This is a genomic window from Candidatus Manganitrophaceae bacterium (assembly GCA_016200325.1).
Lineage (GTDB): Bacteria > Nitrospirota > Nitrospiria > SBBL01 > Manganitrophaceae > Manganitrophus.
In genome coordinates, this window is sequence record JACQEZ010000017.1 from 36798 (window position 1) to 53438 (window position 16641).

Below are 16641 nucleotides of genomic sequence, written 5' to 3' on the forward strand. Positions count from 1 at the left end.
ACTTTATATAGGTTGGATCTCCTCCGATGAAGAGACACGGCTCAAGCGGAATGCGCCCCCCGGCATTCATTTTTTTACTTCCACTTTAAGGGCTGGGCGGGTTCATTTAGGATCGACCCACCCAGCCTGCGCTGCCATATCCCCCCCTGGACTGGCCTCCCGAAGGTGGCAACACACCGGAGCTCCTTACGGCAGCAGATAATAGATCCGAAGGGAGGGACGAAGGGAGGCGTTCGGATTTTCCATGCTGGCAAAGTAGCGATAGCGGTCGCTCCCCTTCGTCGCGTCCGAATTGAGCAGCAATCCATAATTGGTTGCAGGGCTGCTCATCCAATTTTGGATGATCGCCGTGACATTCCAGCTCTTCCTTCCAAGCACTTTATCGATCGCCTTGGTGTCATAGGCGGCCGAGATGTCGCCCTGCGCCAAAGGAATATTATCGGCACAGCAGTTATTGGCGGTCCAGCTGTTGATGCCGTCATAGGTATAGCCGGTCGCTTGGGTCAGATCGGGATTCTTGTTGATCAGCTTGTGCACGGACACCATGTAGGTCGGCTCCGCCTCCGTATCCGCTTCCACTAAGGAAAGATAGAGCGTGGCACTCTGGATAATGGCGCCGGGCGGAAGGCTCTTCAAGTCGAACTTCATCAAGGCGACATTCGCAATCTGATTGTCCGGCCAGGTATAGGTATTCAATGTCGCATCGGTGTTGTTCACCGAGCTGTCGACATTCAGATAACTATCCATTGTCGGCGTCAGCGTCAATCGAATGGCCGAGCTGGAGGCCGACGTCGTGGCACTCACGGCCGCCGTCTGCGGCGAGGCGTTCCCCGCCGCATCGTAAGCCGACAGGGTATAGTTATACGTCGTGCTCGCACTCAACCCGGTGTCGGCGTAATTTAATGAGGTCGTCGTTCCCACCTGAGCGCCGTTTCGGTAGATTCGGTAACCGGCGACAGCCACATTGTCTGTGGAGGCCTTCCACACCAGATTGACGAGGCTTTGCGAAGCCGCCGTGGCGGTCAGACCGGTCGGCACCGACGGCGACGAGAGATCGGGCAGAAGGGTCGTGGTGAAGGTCGCATCACCGGAGGCGGCGGTGTTTCCCGACGCATCCCGACTGAGGACCCGGTAGTGGTAGGTGGTCAGCGGATTCAGACCGGCGAGAAGAACGCTGTGAGCGTTCAGGAGGGTGACATCGAGAAGCGAGCGGGAACCGTATGCGGTCGTCGTCCCATACTCCACCTGCGAGGTGGCCGGTTCATTGCTCGTCCAGCGGATCGTCGCGGCCAGGCCCCCGATGCCGCCGGCGGCCATTCCCGAGAGGACCGGCGGGGTTGTATCGGCGGCGGTATAGATGATGGTGAGCGAAGGACGGAGGGAGGCATTCGGGTTTTCCATGCTGCCGAAGAAACGGTAGCGATCGGCTCCTTTGGTCGTGTCGGAGTTCAGCAGCAACCCATAATTGGTCGCAGGCCCGGCGATCCACTCCTTGACCATCTGTGTCATATCCCAGCGCTTCACGCCGAGCGTTTTGTCGATCGCCTTCGTGTCATAAGCCGCCGAGATGTCGGCCTGCGCCAGAGGAACACTGTTGGCGCAGCAATCATTGGCCGTCCAGCTGTTGATCCCATCATAGCTGTATCCGGTCGCTTGGGTCAGATCGGGATTCTTGTTGATCAGCTTGTGCACCGTCACCGTGTAGGTCGGCTCCGCCTCCGTATCCGCTTCCACCAAGGAAAGGTTCAGCGTGGCGCTCTGGATGACGGCGCCGGCCGGAAGGGCGCTTAAACTGAATTCCATTAAGATGGCATTGGCCGCCTGGTTTGCAGGCCAAGTATAAGTATTTAGCGTCACATCGGCGTTGTTGACCGACGTATCTACATTCAAATAGGTGTCGGTCATCGGCGACAAGGTCACCGTGCCCGAAGAAGGGGAAGGGGTCACGACCGGCGGGGGCGGGAGGATCACAATGGCCGCGGTGGTAAATGTGTTATCGAGGGAGGTGGCGAGGTTGCCGGCCGCATCGCGGCTCAGCACCCGATAGTGGTAGAGGGTGCTCGGCTGCAGGCCGCTGAGGCTCTGGCTGTGCACCGTCACCTTCGCCGTCGCCAATGTTGTCGATGATCCGTAAGTGGTCGTCGTCCCATACTGCACCTGGGTGTCGGCCCCTTCATCCGTCCCCCAGGTAATCGTCGCCGCCGCGGTGGTGATGCCGCTCACGTTAATGCTGGAGATCAGCGGCGCCGCCGTATCGGGCGGCGGGGTCTTGGAGGCCTCATCGGCGTAAGCGCTCTCGTTTCCTGACCCATCATAGGCCGTCACGGTGAAGTAGTGCGTCTGATCAGGAAGATTGGTGAGGGAGTAAGACGTCTGCTTGCCGACATCCATCGCAGCCAGATAAATTCCTGAGGCGGTCCCGTAATAAACTTTATAGCCGGCCACTCTTGAATCGGTATTCGCGTCCCAGGTCAGCGTGGCATTCATTGCCGACGCGGTTGCATTGAAAACAATCAAGGAAAAAAGAGAAATGAATAGAACGAAGCCCCGCTTCCCTATGATCTCGCGCACAATACCTCCTTGTTAAAAACAAAAAAAGGCCGCCAAAGAAATTTCCTTCGGCGGCTCGGCGGGCATGGCGTCTATCAGAGGCGGGGCCCGTCCGGTCCGCTTTCCAGCGAATCCTCCGATGCCCCACACCCACGCTCCGACCGGCAAACCGGATCGGAGCGTCGCTTTAGCCCCGTGACTCTGCGTCCCCACCTTTCGATGGGTATGCTCTGAAACAAAGGACGGAATAAAAATAAAGATGAAGCCTGTCTTGTCCCGGAGGGGCCTGAACCGCTCCGATGTCGCGCACAAAAAAAGGCCGCCGAAGGAATCCCTTCGGCGGCCCGGCGGGCATGGCCTTTTCGGCTTTAGCCCCATGACTCTGCGTCCCCACCTTTCGATGGGTATGCTCTGAAACAAAGGAGAGAAATGAAAAATGAATAAATTTTTGAATATTGCGGAAACGTTTATATCATTGGGTGATCAGCAGTGTCAATCAGGCCGCGCCCCTAGACTCCCGTTCTTGCGTATCATAACGTCGTCCGATCACATTGCGATGATTCATTCCTCCCCGATGAATCCCCATAGGGTATGAATGCGGATCGCCTCGGCCGGTCCGAATCGTCACTGTGCACCCTTTCGAACGCTGAAGAAGGGGTCTCCCCCTCTTCACTTCCTGGCTGCCAAACGGGGCCGAAGTATGATATGATCGGAATCTAAGAGTGTGGTTTGCGCTCTTTTTAAAGAACGTTCAGAAGGAGATCACCCGCAATGATTCAGGTCACTGAGATCGCAAAAAAGAGAATCATCCTTCTCAAAGAAAAACAGGAGACGGAGCAAGGGAAGAAGATCGAAGGGCTCCGCCTGATCGTGAAATCGACCCTCCCGAGCCCTGAATACACGCTTGCCTTCATCGAACAGGGGAAGAGAGATCCGAACGATGTCATGGTCGAGGCGGAGGGACTTCAGATCTTCATGGAGCCGCAACATGCAAATCTCCTCGAAGATGTGAAGATCGACTTCATTACGACCCTGCAGCAGAGCGGCTTTAAGGTCGAGAACCCGAAGGTCATTGAGCCGAAACCGGCCGTGCCGACGACCCCGCCCAATCTCGACAGTCCCGAAGCGAAAGCGGTCCAACAGGTCCTCGACACTGAAATCAATCCGGCGGTCGCCTCGCACGGCGGCTTCATCAGCCTCGTCGATGTCAAAGAGCAGGTCGCCTACATCCGGCTCGGCGGCGGCTGTCAAGGATGCGGCATGGCCGACGTGACGCTGAAGCAAGGGGTGGTGGTGGCGATCAAAAAAGGGGTCCCCAACATTAAAGAGGTCCTCGATGTGACCGATCACGCCGGCGGAAACAATCCCTACTACACGCCGGGGAAATAATTCAGCTCGCCCGTCGCCCAGATTCCGTCACCCAGATCCCGTCGCCCGGATTCCTTCTCCGGCCCCTTCCTGATTCTTTTCGAGTCGTCTCCTCCTTCGACCCTCTTCCCCCTTTTTCGGAGCGCAGATGAAGCGGCTTCTTCTCCTCCTTCCCAGCACCTCCTACCGCGCCGAAGATTTCCTCGGCGCGGCCGAACGCCTCGGCGTCGAGATCGTCGTCGGCTCAAACGAGCGACAGGCGCTCGAGTCGGTCGTCCCCGGCAAGACGGTCACCCTCGACTTCATCGATTTAAAAAAAGGGGTGGCGCAAGCGATCGCCTTTGCCGAGGAACAGCCGTTTCAAGCGGTCCTCTCGGCCGATGAAGAGGGCGTCGTCCTCGCCGCCCTGATCTCGGAAGCACTCGGACTCCCCCACAACCCGGTCTCCGCCGCCGCTCCGACGAAAGACAAGCTCCAACTGCGAGAGGCCCTCACCGCCGCCGCGATCCCGACTCCGCCGTTTCAGCGCTTCTCGACCGACGATCGCCCGGAGGAGATCGCCCCGAAGCGAATCTATCCGTGCGTCTTGAAGCCGACCTTCCTCTCGGCGAGCCGCGGGGTGATCCGCGCCGACACGCCGGAGGAATTCGTCGCCGCGTTTCATCGGCTTGGCCGGATTCTCAAAGAGCCGGAGGTCCGGCGTCTCGGCGGCCCGGCGGCCAAGCAGTTTTTGGTGGAAGGCTTTATCCCTGGGAAAGAGGTGGCGCTGGAAGGGCTCTTGCAGAATGGGACGCTCGCACTCCTCGCCCTCTTCGACAAGCCGGACCCGCTCAACGGTCCTTTTTTCGAGGAGACGATCTATGTCACCCCCTCCCGCCTCTCCCCGTCGGTGCAGGAAGCGATCGTCGATTGCACCCGCCGCGCAACCGCCGCGCTCGGCCTAAAGGAGGGACCGATCCACGCCGAGCTGCGGGTCAATGAAAGCGGTCCCTGGATGATTGAATTGGCCGCCCGGTCGATCGGCGGGATCTGCTCCCGCACCCTCCGCTTCGGCGTCGGGACGACGCTGGAGGAGCTCCTCCTCCGCCACGCGTTGGCAATGCCGATCGACTCCCTTGAGCGCCAGCGCCGCGCCGCAGGCGTGATGATGATCCCGATCCCCGCCGCCGGCACCCTCCTCGATTATCACGGAATCGAGGAGGCGAAAAAAGTCGCCGGCATCGAGAGCATCCAGATCACGATCCGCCGAAAACAAAAAGTGATCCCCCTCCCCGAAGGAAGACGCTACCTCGGCTTCATCTTCGCCCGCGCCAAAACCCCCGAAGAAGCCGAAGCGGCCCTGAGAGAGGCCCACCGAAAATTAAAATTCGAAATCGAACCGTTCAAATGAATTGCGGAATGCGGATCGGAAACCGACCTTCTTCGGTCGGCGCCGGTCCCACAGAATATCAACCGGGAAAGACGGCCCCACCTCCCAGTTTCAAGCGCTTTCCCCCCTTCCATTCTCTCCGGTGATGCCTCGCCGCAACAGACCGCAATCACCCAAACAAATCGGCTGACTCAACCCATCCCCCGATGCCCTCTCCCACGCGTTGACCTCGCCCAAAGAGCATGTTAAGATCGCAGGTTCCCAACTTAATTTCTCATTGGAATTGACGGAATCGGCATGAAAGACCAAAAAATCATCATCAAAGGGGCGCGCGAGCACAACCTCAAGAATATCGATTTGGAGATCCCGCGCGACCGGTTCGTCGTCATCACCGGACTGTCGGGCTCGGGGAAGTCATCGCTCGCCTTCGACACGATCTTTGCCGAGGGACAGCGGCGCTATGTCGAGTCGCTCTCGGCCTATGCCCGCCAGTTTCTGGAGCAGATGGACAAGCCCGACGTCGATGCGATCGAAGGGCTCTCGCCGGCGATCTCGATCGAGCAGAAGACGACGAGCAAAAACCCCCGCTCCACCGTCGGCACCGTCACCGAAATCTACGACTACTTCCGCCTCCTCTACGCCCGGATCGGCCGACCTTATTGTTACAGCTGCGGGAAGGAGATCTCCGCCCAGACGATCCAGCAGATGGTCGACACGATCATGCAATTTCCGGCGGGGGAGAAGATTCAGATTCTGGCGCCGATCGTCCGGGGGCGAAAGGGAGAATATAAGAAGGAGCTTCACGGCGTTCGGCAAAAAGGGTTCATCCGGGTTCGAATCGACGGGAAGATGATCGATCTCTCGCAAGATGAGAACCCGATCCAGGAGAAAAATAAAAAGCATACGATTGAGGTCGTCGTCGACCGGCTCGTCATCAAAGAGGGGCTGGAGCGGCGGCTCGCCGATTCGCTCGAGCTGGCGATGAAAATGGGGGAGGGGATCGTCGTCCTCCTCAAAGACAAAGAGTCGCTCCTCTTCTCGGAGCACTTGGCCTGCGTCGACTGCGGGGTGAGCTATCCCGAGATCGAGCCGCGCGTCTTCTCGTTTAACTCGCCGCACGGCGCCTGTCCTTCGTGCGACGGGCTCGGCACCACCCTCGACATCGATCCCGACCGGGTCGTTCCGAACAAGCAGCTTTCTCTCCGCGAGGGAGCGATCCGACCGTGGGAGCGGCGGAGCTCGATGTTCTATTATCAGATGCTCGAGGCGCTGTCCGAACATTACAGCTTCGACCTGCGGGCGCCGTTCAACGACCTCTCCCCGGCGCACCGGAAAATCCTTCTCTACGGCTCGGGGAGCGAGGAGGTCCGGTTTTATTATGAAAAAGAAGGTCGGCGGGAATTCTATCGCCGGCCGTTCGAAGGGGTGATCCCGAATCTCGAGCGGCGCTACAAAGAGACCGATTCGACCTACATCCGGGCCGAGATCGAGGAGTTCATGGGGATGAACCCCTGCCCCGCCTGCAAAGGGAACCGGCTGAAGCCGGAGAGCCTCTCGATCAAAATTGCCGAAAAATCGATCGCCGACGTGACCCGGCTCTCGATTCGGGAATCGCGCGACTTTATTGAAGCGCTTCGGCTCAACGAGAAAGAGAAGACGATCGCGCAGCGGATTTTGAAAGAGATCCGGGAGCGGCTCGGCTTCTTGGTGAATGTCGGCGTCGATTACCTGACGCTCGATCGCTCGGCCGGGACCCTCTCCGGCGGCGAGGGGCAGCGGATCCGGTTGGCGACGCAGATCGGCTCATCGCTCGTCGGCGTCCTTTACATCCTCGACGAGCCGAGCATCGGCCTCCACCAGCGGGACAACGTCCGGCTCCTCAACACGCTGCGTCGCCTTCGGGATTTGGGGAACACGGTGCTGGTCGTCGAGCATGACGAAGAGACGATTCAGACCGCCGATTGGGTGATCGACATGGGGCCGGCGGCCGGAATTCATGGCGGCGAAGTGATCGCGCAGGGGACGCCGAAGGAGATCGTCGATCAGCCCCGCTCGCTGACCGGAAAATACCTCTCCGGAGAGCGGACGATTTCCCTTCCGCCGCGCCTGCGCGCCGCGAAGGGCGCTTTGAAGATCAAGGGGGCGACCGAACACAACCTCCGGAACATCGATGTCGAGATTCCGCTCGGACTCTTCACCTGCATCACCGGCGTCTCCGGCTCCGGAAAATCGACGCTCGTCCTGGAGGTGCTCTATAAAAACCTCGCCCAGCGGCTCTATCGAAGCTCCGAGAAGCCGGGGGCCTGCCGCGCGATGGAGGGGGTCGACCAGATCGACAAGGTGATTCACATCGACCAGTCGCCGATCGGCCGGACCCCGCGGTCGAACCCGGCGACCTATTCCGGCGTCTTCAGCTTTGTTCGCGAGCTCTTCGCCCAGCTTCCCGAGTCGCGGATGCGCGGCTACAAATCGGGGCGCTACTCGTTCAACGTCAAAGGGGGGCGGTGCGAGGCGTGCCAGGGAGACGGGGTGATCAAGATCGAGATGCATTTTCTCCCCGACATCTATGTCACCTGCGAGGTCTGCAACGGCAAGCGGTACAACCGGGAGACGCTCGACATCCTCTACCGGGGAAAGAGCGTGGCCGATGTCCTCGACATGACGGTCGATGCGGCGCTCGAATTCTTTCAGGCCATTCCATTGATCAAGGCCAAGCTCCTCACCCTTCAAGAGGTGGGGTTGGGCTATGTGAAGCTCGGCCAGTCGGCGACGACCCTCTCGGGCGGCGAGGCGCAGCGGGTGAAGCTCTCCAAAGAGCTCTCGAAGCGGCCGACCGGGAAAACCCTCTATATCCTTGATGAGCCGACGACCGGGCTCCACTTCGCCGACATCCAACGGCTCCTCGATGTTCTCAATCGTTTCGCCGAGTCGGGAAATACGGTGGTGGTGATCGAGCATAATCTGGATGTGATCCGAAACGCCGATTGGGTCATCGATCTCGGCCCGGAGGGGGGGACCGGCGGCGGAGAGGTGGTTGCCACCGGCACCCCGGCGCAGGTCGCAGAGGCCGCGCGTTCCCATACCGGTCAATTCTTACGGAAGATGTTGAAGAATTAAGCTTTCAACCATCCGTGGTCCGCTGTCGGCGCAGTGGACGGCGGATCGTTTTCTTACTTCTTTTCATGAAGAATTTGTTGAATTCGTGCAGGGAGTTGGGGTATAAAAGACAATTACAGTTTTTTAATTTTAGATCATGAGGACGGGGGGACGAATGGCGACAGAGTTAGAGGTAAATCTCGATCCGGCGAAAACGCCGGACACGGTACGGCAGTCGACAATAGAGAAGCTGGTCTACAATAGCGCGGTGCCTGATCCGAAGATCGTAACGATCTTAATCCCAATCGTGCAGAAGGAGCCGGTCGAGTGGATCCAGAAGCTCGAAATGCGGCTGCTCAAACGCCTTCCGTTTAACCCGGAGACGATCGGCTCGATCGCCTCTCTTCTCTCCGTTCCTAAAAAAGAGATCCGCTTGGAGACGGCCATTCTCCTGAGAAACCTTCTGGTTCAGCTGGTGACGGAGAAGCGGAAGGATGACCGGCCTCTCTTCGAAGCGAAGCTGCGGGAGACGTTGATCGCGCGCCTTCGGGCCGAGGGGGACGGTCACAACCCGGTCTGGATGGAGCTTTATAAGACGCTGAGCTATTTCAGCGCGACCGAGGAGATCACCTCGCTTTTGATTGAGATGCTCCCCAAAGGGGGCGAGGAAGCGCTTTTACATTTCGCCCAGTATACCCAGGGGAAATATCCTCCAGCGGGGCTCGAGACGCTCTTGACCAACGCCGAGACGGTGAAGGAAGACGACACGGCGATTCACATCATGAGGGCCTTCATCCAAACGCTGCCGAAAGAGGGACCGTCGATCGGATATCCGAGCACCGAGCCGATGATCCGCGTTCTCATCAACGCGTTGACGAATCGGAGCGAGAATATCCGCAAAGAGGCGGCGATCGCCCTGGCCTCTCGGGCAAAGGTCGCCCGGAAGGAGAAGAAAACGATCCCGCTTGAAAGCGAGGTGTGGGAGGCGCTCTTCAATCTGTATCAGCTCCGGCTGCCGTCGACCACCGCCCTCGACAAGGATCATGCGAGAGAGGGGCTCCGGAATCTGCCGGCCGATGCGGCCCGGCTCGCCAAGCTCTTCGAATTGATGCACCGCGTTCAGGACGAGCTGCAAAAGCAGAATGTCGTCGGTCTCATCGGGACCTTCAAGACCCCGGAGACCCGCGCCGAGCTGATCCGGATGGTAAAGGTGAACTTTACCGGCCTGCGGCTTGAAGCGCAGAAGACGACCATCGATGCCATCTCCGGCTTCGTTCCGGATCAAGAGGTGGAGGCGGAGATGGAGAAGCTTCTGGAAGGAAAGGGGCTCCACGCCGACGTTCAGGCGAAGCTCGCCGACAAGCTCTTCTCCGAAATCCCGAGCCTGAAGGCCCGCCTGCTCCGCTGGCTCCGTGTGGACGAAAAGAGCAAACGGCCGGTGCTGGAGCGGTTTGACCTCCCGATGATGCATATCAAGGTGATCGAATCGGCCAAGAAGCTGCCGGGCGATGGCGACATCTGCAAAAAACTTTTAGAGATCGAGCCGATGTTGATGATGAACGATGCCAAGGTGAAATTGCACGAGACCCTTCGCGAGTTCCCGCAGGCGGCGAACATCAAGCCGGCGCAGATTCTGCCGATGGATCAGGTGGCCAAAACCTTGATCGGAATGATTGAGCCGTTAAACAGCGCCCGGATCGTTTTCGACGGTTTCACCCTTCCCGCTGAATTCGGCGGGAGCAAGGAGTTGGAGTTCGGGAATGTCCAGCAGGCGAAGGCGCAGGGACTCGGAATGGGGGCGGCCCAGATGGGGAAAGACTTCGTGAAGAAGATGATTGAGGATCTTTTTGCAGGCGATCTCGGCGAGTTTGCTCCGGCGGGGACGAAGTTTAAACTTTCGCAAGAAGACGAAGGACTTTTTACGGTGGCGGTGGCTGCTGCGGTGGCGGCGGCGAAACATTAAGCTTTTTTAGAGGCGATAGGAAGGGGCTCCGATTTCGGGGCCCCTTTTTATTTTTGTGCCAGGCACCGCTGATTGTTCTCCTCTTCCGTCTTCCGCAATCCGAAATCCGCCTTCCGCAATCGGCCTACCGCTCCTTCACCACCGCTTCGGCCGTCTGCTCTTTTCCGTCGCGGATAAAAAGGAGGGAGATCCGATCGCCCGGGTGGAGGGTCTTGAGCAGTTCGGAGAGGGCGCGGAGGTCATGGATCTGCGTCGTGCCGATCCGGACGATCCGATCCCCTTTCCGCAGCCCCGCCTGGTCGGCGGGCGATCCGGCGATCACCCCTTCGAGCTGGACCCCTTCTCCTTGATATCCAAAATCGGGAAGGGTTCCGAGGCTGACCTTTCTTCCGGGAACCGGCGGCGCTTCGCCGAGACGGCGCTGCGGGAGAAGGGAGGTCAGCGGGCCCGGCCGGGAGGTCAGATAGACGGTCGCCTCCTTCAGCACCGACGCGACCTTGATCAACCCTTCCCGGTCGATCTTGTCGGCGGTGTCGGAAGGACGGTGATAGTCGACATTCGGACCGCTGTGGAGCTGGATGGCGGGGACGCCGGCCTCGGCGAAGCTGACCTGGTCGCTCGCCCCGAGGTCTTTCGGCGCCGGTTGGATCGGCACGCCGGTCACGAAACCGGCGCCATTAAAAAGGTGGACCCATTCCTCGGCCGAGCCGGTGCCGAAGACGATCAGCTTGTTCGCACCGAGCCGCCCGACCGTGTCGAGATTGAGCATCCCGATCATCTTCTCGAGGGGAAAGTCTTTTGAATGGGCGACGAAATATTTCGACCCGCGGCGGCCCGCTTCCTCGCCGGAGAAGGCGACGAAAATGACCGTCCGCTCCGGCGGTCCTTCTTTCGCCAAGCTCCGCGCCAGCTCCAGTAAGACCGCCACCCCGCTCGCATTGTCGTCGGCGCCGGGGTGGATCTTTCCTCTGTTTTCTTGGCGGACGTCGGGCCAGCCCTGACCGAGGTGATCGTAGTGCGCCCCGACGACGATACTCTGACCGGCCCACTCCGGCTTTCGCCCCGGGAGCACGCCGATCACATTCTTCAACGTCGCCTCCCCTTCCGGCTCCCCTCCCCGCTCTTTCCAGCGCTGGAAATAACTCCCCTCCTCCCCGCCCGGCTGCAGTCCCGCTTCACGGAACTTCGTTGCGAGATAGTCCGCCGCCCGATCGAGCGCCGGCGTCCCGAACCCGCGCCCCTGTAATCCCTCGGCGGAGAGAAAGCGGATCTCCTCCATCATCCGGGCATCGGAAAAAGTCGCAGGAAGTTCTGCCAAGGCATGCCGCGCGGCGAGCTTGCCGCGCTCGACCGTCGCAGGGGTCCCCTTCTCCCCCTTCTCATTGAGGAGCAAGCGGGTCATCGGCGAGTCGCGGACCGGCCACTGCCCTTTCACGACGTTGGTCGGCTCGTCTCCCTCGAACGCAAGATAGCTGTAGGGACCGTAGTGCGGCAGCTTCCGCGCCAATCCGGGGAGCGCCGCGGCGCGGTCGGTGGTGATCCAGGTGAGCGAGCGGGCCGGATTGTCCGGATGCCGCGTCGTGAAGACGAGGGAGTGATTCGGAATCGGGATCGTGACGTTGTTGACCTTTAAGACCGTTTCTTGGAGGCCGGCCCCCTCCTTCGGCTGAACGCCGCCGATTTCCAGGTGGTAGTCGGCCAAGGCACCGACCATGTTTATCTTAAACCGATTGTTCCAGCCGAAGAGCCAGACCGCCCGATCGGAAGGAAGGGTAGCGACCTCGCTGTCGAGTTTGATCTCCAGCGCCATCGACTGCGTCTTCTTCCACTCCTCCGCGAGCTGTCGATATCCGTCGAGCAGCTCTTTCGAATCCGCCGATTCCGCGGCGGGGAGGAGGATCAATCCCTTCTCCGCCCCGAATGCGAGCGAGAGGGCGGCTGGGATCTCGTTTCGATCGAGCCGTCGGAAGAGATCGAACTCCGGATCGACATCGATCCGAAGGGGCCGGGCCGGAAGGGAGAGGGTGAAGGTCCGCTCCTTCGACTTCATTTCGACCGTCATCTGATACGCCGCGTCCCGCCCCGCCACCGTCACGGCGACCGGGACGCGCAGCTGATAGGCCGGACCCGCTTGGGTCTGCTCCAAGGTCGCGGTGAGGAGATATTTCTCTTCCTCCTGTTTCACCGTCGTCTCGGAGAGCTGAACGACCGGCGCGCCGGGCCGGGTGACCCACTGGTCGAATTCAGCCTGGAGGTCGCGTCCGGCGACGGCGGAGAAGGCCCGCTGGAGATCGGCGAAACCGGCCCGTTTGAACCGGTTCTCGCGATAAAACGCCTGAAGGCTTTTGATGAAGAGCGCATCTCCCAGCTGCTGCCGGAGCATGTGGAAGAACATCAACGTCTTGCCGTAGCCGACCGCTTCGGTGGCGGCGCTGTGGCGGCCGCGGAAGGCGGTGAGCGGAAAGTCGGTCGCCTCTGCCACGTAATCGGCATACTTTTGAAGCGACGCCCGCCGCGCCTGCGGCCCGCCGCCCCGCTGCTCCGAAATCAGATGATCGGCAAGATAGGCCGTCAGCCCCTCGCTCCAATTGCCGGTCGGAAAATCGACATAGACCCCATTCCCCCACCAGTTGTGGAGGATTTCGTGGGGATAAGAAGAGTGGAGGATGAACGGCAGGCGGATCACCTGCGATCCGAGCAGCGTAAACGACGGCATCCCGTAGCCGGTCTCCCAGAAGTTCTCGACCAAGGCAAATTTTTTATACGGATACGGTCCGATCAGCTGTTGGTACAGGTCGATATATTGCCCGGTCACCCCAAGGTATTTCTCCGCCAGCGCCGGATCGGGTTTCCGAAGAAAGGCGAGCGCCTCCACCCCGCCGGCCGGATGGCGGTACTCGGTCGCCGGCCCGCCGACCAGATAGATCTCCTCCTGCGGCTCGCGCGACTCCCATCGGATCTCCGCGCCGCTTTCCTTCTGGAGATGCTTCATCCGCTTTCCCTGGCTGATCAGCTCCCACCCCTTCGGCATCCGGGCGTCGACCGTGAAGGTGATTAAATCGTTATTGAACCAGGGATACCAAAGACTGGCCGAGGCCAAGAAGACCCCCTCCGGAGAGAGGGCACCGGGCGTCTCATCGAAGCTGCGGCCATACGCCTCCCCCCCTTCTTTGGGGTGGTCGATCGCTCCCTGGTATTTTAGAATAAGCCTCCGCTCCCCCGCAGGGAGGGTGACGCGGTACTCCTCGATCGGAATCTGAAGGCCGCTCCCCTCCGGATCGAGGCCGACCATCGATTTGGACGGCTTCTTTTTGCGTGTGAGCTTGATCCCCGGCGTCGGGGAGGTCGGTGCGAGTCCCGCGTGCAGAAGGAAGGAAAGCTGGGGGTCGGCCTCGGGAAGGGTGATCGTGTCGGTCACCTCGATTCGCCCCTTCTCCGGCGTCAGGGCGATTTTGATCTCATGGTGGAGCGCGGCGTGGAGGGGGGCGGGGACAAAGATCAAGGCAAGCAGGAAGAGATATCGAAGTGGCTTCATTGGAATTTCTCCGAGGGAAGGCTTTCCGCCATTAAAGGATTTTGGGTGCGTTGTGTCAAGGGGCGATCCATTAATATTGGGCATAAGAGATGATGGAGCAGGGCTTTGCCCCGCGCCCCACCGCGGGGGCTGCGTGCCCAGCCCCCTTCGGCTTCCCCGTGCAGCGGGGGCAAGCCCCTGCGCCCCACGGTCGAATGCCACGCGACCGCGCAAGATCAGCGCGGACTGCTGCGGCTCGACCTGATTGGGTCGATGCTACGTTTGATTAGAGTACGCAGGGGCCTCGAGGCCGCAGGCCTCATCACGCTTCATCTCTTTCTAGTTTGATGGAGAACTAAGAACGTAAGACAGTGCGCGTCCAGGGCGTGCTGTGCCCGCCATCTTGCGCGTTCCAAATCAGACGTCTCATACTCCCTTCCAAATCAGGTCACCTTGTCGAAGCACCATCCGCGGTGCCCTCCCGCGCGTGGTGCAAGTTGTGACCGTGGGGTCCAGGGGGTCTGCCCCCTGGTGTCCCTTGGGAATCCGAAGGGGGTTGGGCAAGCAACCCCCGCGGTGGGGTGTGGGGGGAAACCCCACGACTCCAGGCAGTACCCGGGGTCCGGGGCCACGCCCCGACGCCTTTCGTTGACAACCCCCCCCCGCTATGATAAAACCCTTTTTACTCCCATGGAAACCAACACTCCCCCCACACAACTGACGATCGGTTTTTTGCTCACCACAAGCCCCGAGCATCAAAACAGCCACACCGTTTTCCGACTAATCGAAGCGCTCCTCACCGCCGGACATCAGGTGTCGCTTTTTTTGATGGATGACGGCATTTATAATCTTGTTCGAATCGAATCGCCGAAAAGCCCCGCCGCCCAGCTCGAAAAATTAATAAAGGAAGGCTTAACCGTCTCGCTTTGCACCCAGTCGGCCGAAGGGCGGGGGATCTTCGAGGCCGATGCGATCCCCGGCATCGGCTGGCTCTCGCAACATGCGCTCTCTCGAATCGTCGCCCGGTCGGACCGCTTTCTCTCGTTCGGAGCGTGATGTGAAGCGCGTATTGGTCATCGTTCAAGAGAGCCCATTCAACACCCTCCGAACCAGCGAGGCATTCCGAATGACGATGGGGCTGATTCTCTCCGAAAATGAAGTCTCGATTCTGCTGATGGGAGACGGGGTCTGGAGCCTGCTGCCGTTGAAAGCCGAGGCGGTCGGACAGCCGTCGATTGAAACCTATCTGGAATACTTCCCGAGAGTCCGCGTTCAGCTCTATGCCGAGGCGGAGGCGCTCGCCGACCGGGGGATCGAAACGGTTCCCGACGGGACGAAGCGGCTCTCGCACCCAGAAGCGCTCAATCTGATCTCCGAGGCGGAGGTGGTGATCCCCTTTCGATGAAGACGCTCCATATCGTCCGAAAGACAAACGATCCGCTGGCGCAGGAGGCGATCGCGCAAGATCGGCAGGCCGCCGTTCTTTTAATCCAAGACGGCGTCTTCGCCAAAGGGCCGTTTCCTTCGGAGACCTACGCCTGCCGGGAAGATCTGACGGCGCGCGGGATTGCCTCGCCCCACCCGGCGGTCGACTATGCCGAGATCGCCCGGCTGATCGCCGAGCACGACCGGGTCATCACGTGGTAGCCTACGCCCCGCCCCCTCCCTCCGAAAAAGAACGGGCCGTCCAGAAGATGTTCTCCTCGATCGCCCGCTTCTACGATCTGAACAACACCCTTCTCTCCTTCGGCCTCCACCACCGCTGGAAGGTCCGGACGATCGAAGCGGTTCAACTTCGGCCCGGCGAGAGCGTCGCCGACATCGGCGCCGGAACGGCCGATCTCTCGGTGCTTGCCGCCGGCGCGGTCGGAGGAAAGGGCCGGGTCGTCGCCCTTGACCTCAACGAGCCGATGCTCCGGATCGGACGGCGAAAGCTCGCCGTCCGCCGAATCGACCAAGCGATCTGCGCCCTCGGCAACGCCGAGCGCCTCCCACTCCCCGATGATTCGGTCGACGCCGTCATCACCGGCTTCTGCATGCGCAATGTCACCGATTTGGACCAGGCGCTCCGCGAGATCTATCGTATCTTAAAGCCGGGCGGCAAATTCGCCTGCCTCGAATTCTCCCGTCCCACCACCCCAACCCTCCGCAAGCTCTACGACTTCTACTCCTTCATCCTCCTTCCCAAAATCGGGACGTGGGTCTCCAAAGACCCCACCGGCGTCTACACCTACCTTCCCGACTCCATTCGAAAATTTCCGGACCAAGGAGGGTTAAAGAAAAGAATGGAGGCTGCCGGATTGATTGAGGTGGCTTATGAAAATTTGACCGGTGGAATTGTGGCGATTCATGTTGGGAGGAAATAGGACACGATTGATCAATCGGAAAATGATGAATAATTAGAAATCAAGAGAAAGTGGAATGGGGCTTTGCCCCACACCCCCTGCCTTAAGTTCGTGGGGTTTTACCCCACCCCCCACCGTGGGGGCCGACTGCCCGGCCCCCTTCGGCTTCCCCGTGCAGCGGTGGGGCTTCCCCCCCTGCTCCCCCCCACGGCCGAACTCGGCGCGACCGCACAAGAGCAGTGCGGACTGCGCCTCAGACAGGCGCCCTGTAAAGGTCGATGGAACGATTCATTTATAGCGGTGGCGCACTGCGTCCTCGCTCCACCCATCCCCCAGTGGGGCCCTTTCTCTCCGACTCAGCGTGCCACCGAGGAGATAAATCTAGAGCCAGTAATCTTCTGAATCAACAAAAAGATCGTAAGCGACTGCGCGGCAA

Annotated in this window: 10 protein-coding genes and 2 riboswitches; of the genes, 8 read left to right on the top strand and 2 right to left on the bottom strand. The window is 60.0% G+C overall.

The window, feature by feature from the left end:
- Positions 1–186 precede the first annotated feature (186 nt).
- The gene (locus HY282_14645; GenBank protein ID MBI3804990.1) at positions 187–2571 is read right to left on the bottom strand and encodes a DNRLRE domain-containing protein; all 2385 of its coding nucleotides are present in this window, start codon (positions 2569–2571) and stop codon (positions 187–189) included.
- A 46-nt stretch (positions 2572–2617) separates the two neighbouring features.
- A riboswitch (cyclic di-GMP riboswitch) is annotated at positions 2618–2790 on the bottom strand.
- 95 nt (positions 2791–2885) lie between these two features.
- Positions 2886–2971: riboswitch (cyclic di-GMP riboswitch) on the bottom strand.
- Positions 2972–3321: 350 nt separating this feature from the next.
- On the opposite strand from HY282_14645, the gene HY282_14650 reads away from it, so the two are divergent.
- The 4 genes from HY282_14650 (at position 3322) to HY282_14665 (ending at position 10346) form a co-directional block, all read left to right on the top strand.
- The gene (locus tag HY282_14650; GenBank protein ID MBI3804991.1) at positions 3322–3939 is read left to right on the top strand and encodes a NifU family protein; all 618 of its coding nucleotides are present in this window, start codon (positions 3322–3324) and stop codon (positions 3937–3939) included.
- A 127-nt stretch (positions 3940–4066) separates the two neighbouring features.
- Positions 4067–5308 carry an ATP-grasp domain-containing protein gene (locus HY282_14655; protein MBI3804992.1) on the top strand — a complete coding sequence of 414 codons (1242 nt, stop codon included), beginning with the start codon at positions 4067–4069 and terminating at the stop codon, positions 5306–5308.
- A 276-nt stretch (positions 5309–5584) separates the two neighbouring features.
- Positions 5585–8404 carry an excinuclease ABC subunit UvrA gene (gene uvrA, locus HY282_14660; protein ID MBI3804993.1) on the top strand — a complete coding sequence of 940 codons (2820 nt, stop codon included), beginning with the start codon at positions 5585–5587 and terminating at the stop codon, positions 8402–8404.
- Between the two features lie 154 nt (positions 8405–8558).
- Positions 8559–10346, top strand: a complete 1788-nt coding sequence (locus HY282_14665; protein ID MBI3804994.1) for a hypothetical protein — start codon at positions 8559–8561, stop codon at positions 10344–10346.
- A gap of 124 nt (positions 10347–10470) precedes the next feature.
- Here HY282_14665 and HY282_14670 read toward each other — a convergent pair whose 3' ends face one another.
- Positions 10471–13881 (bottom strand): M20/M25/M40 family metallo-hydrolase, encoded by a 3411-nt coding sequence (locus tag HY282_14670; protein MBI3804995.1) that lies wholly within the window; start codon positions 13879–13881, stop codon positions 10471–10473.
- A 669-nt stretch (positions 13882–14550) separates the two neighbouring features.
- Between HY282_14670 and HY282_14675 the strand changes: the two genes are divergently transcribed.
- The 4 genes from HY282_14675 to HY282_14690 are packed head-to-tail and all read left to right on the top strand — an operon-like array spanning position 14551 to position 16226.
- Positions 14551–14916 carry a DsrE family protein gene (locus tag HY282_14675; protein MBI3804996.1) on the top strand — a complete coding sequence of 122 codons (366 nt, stop codon included), beginning with the start codon at positions 14551–14553 and terminating at the stop codon, positions 14914–14916.
- 1 nt (position 14917) lies between these two features.
- Positions 14918–15265 (top strand): DsrE family protein, encoded by a 348-nt coding sequence (locus tag HY282_14680; GenBank protein ID MBI3804997.1) that lies wholly within the window; start codon positions 14918–14920, stop codon positions 15263–15265.
- Positions 15262–15507 (top strand): sulfurtransferase TusB, encoded by a 246-nt coding sequence (locus HY282_14685; protein MBI3804998.1) that lies wholly within the window; start codon positions 15262–15264, stop codon positions 15505–15507. The genes HY282_14680 and HY282_14685 overlap by 4 nt, the downstream gene beginning before the upstream one ends.
- A 47-nt stretch (positions 15508–15554) precedes the next feature.
- Positions 15555–16226 carry a class I SAM-dependent methyltransferase gene (locus tag HY282_14690; protein ID MBI3804999.1) on the top strand — a complete coding sequence of 224 codons (672 nt, stop codon included), beginning with the start codon at positions 15555–15557 and terminating at the stop codon, positions 16224–16226.
- Positions 16227–16641: the final 415 nt, after the last annotated feature.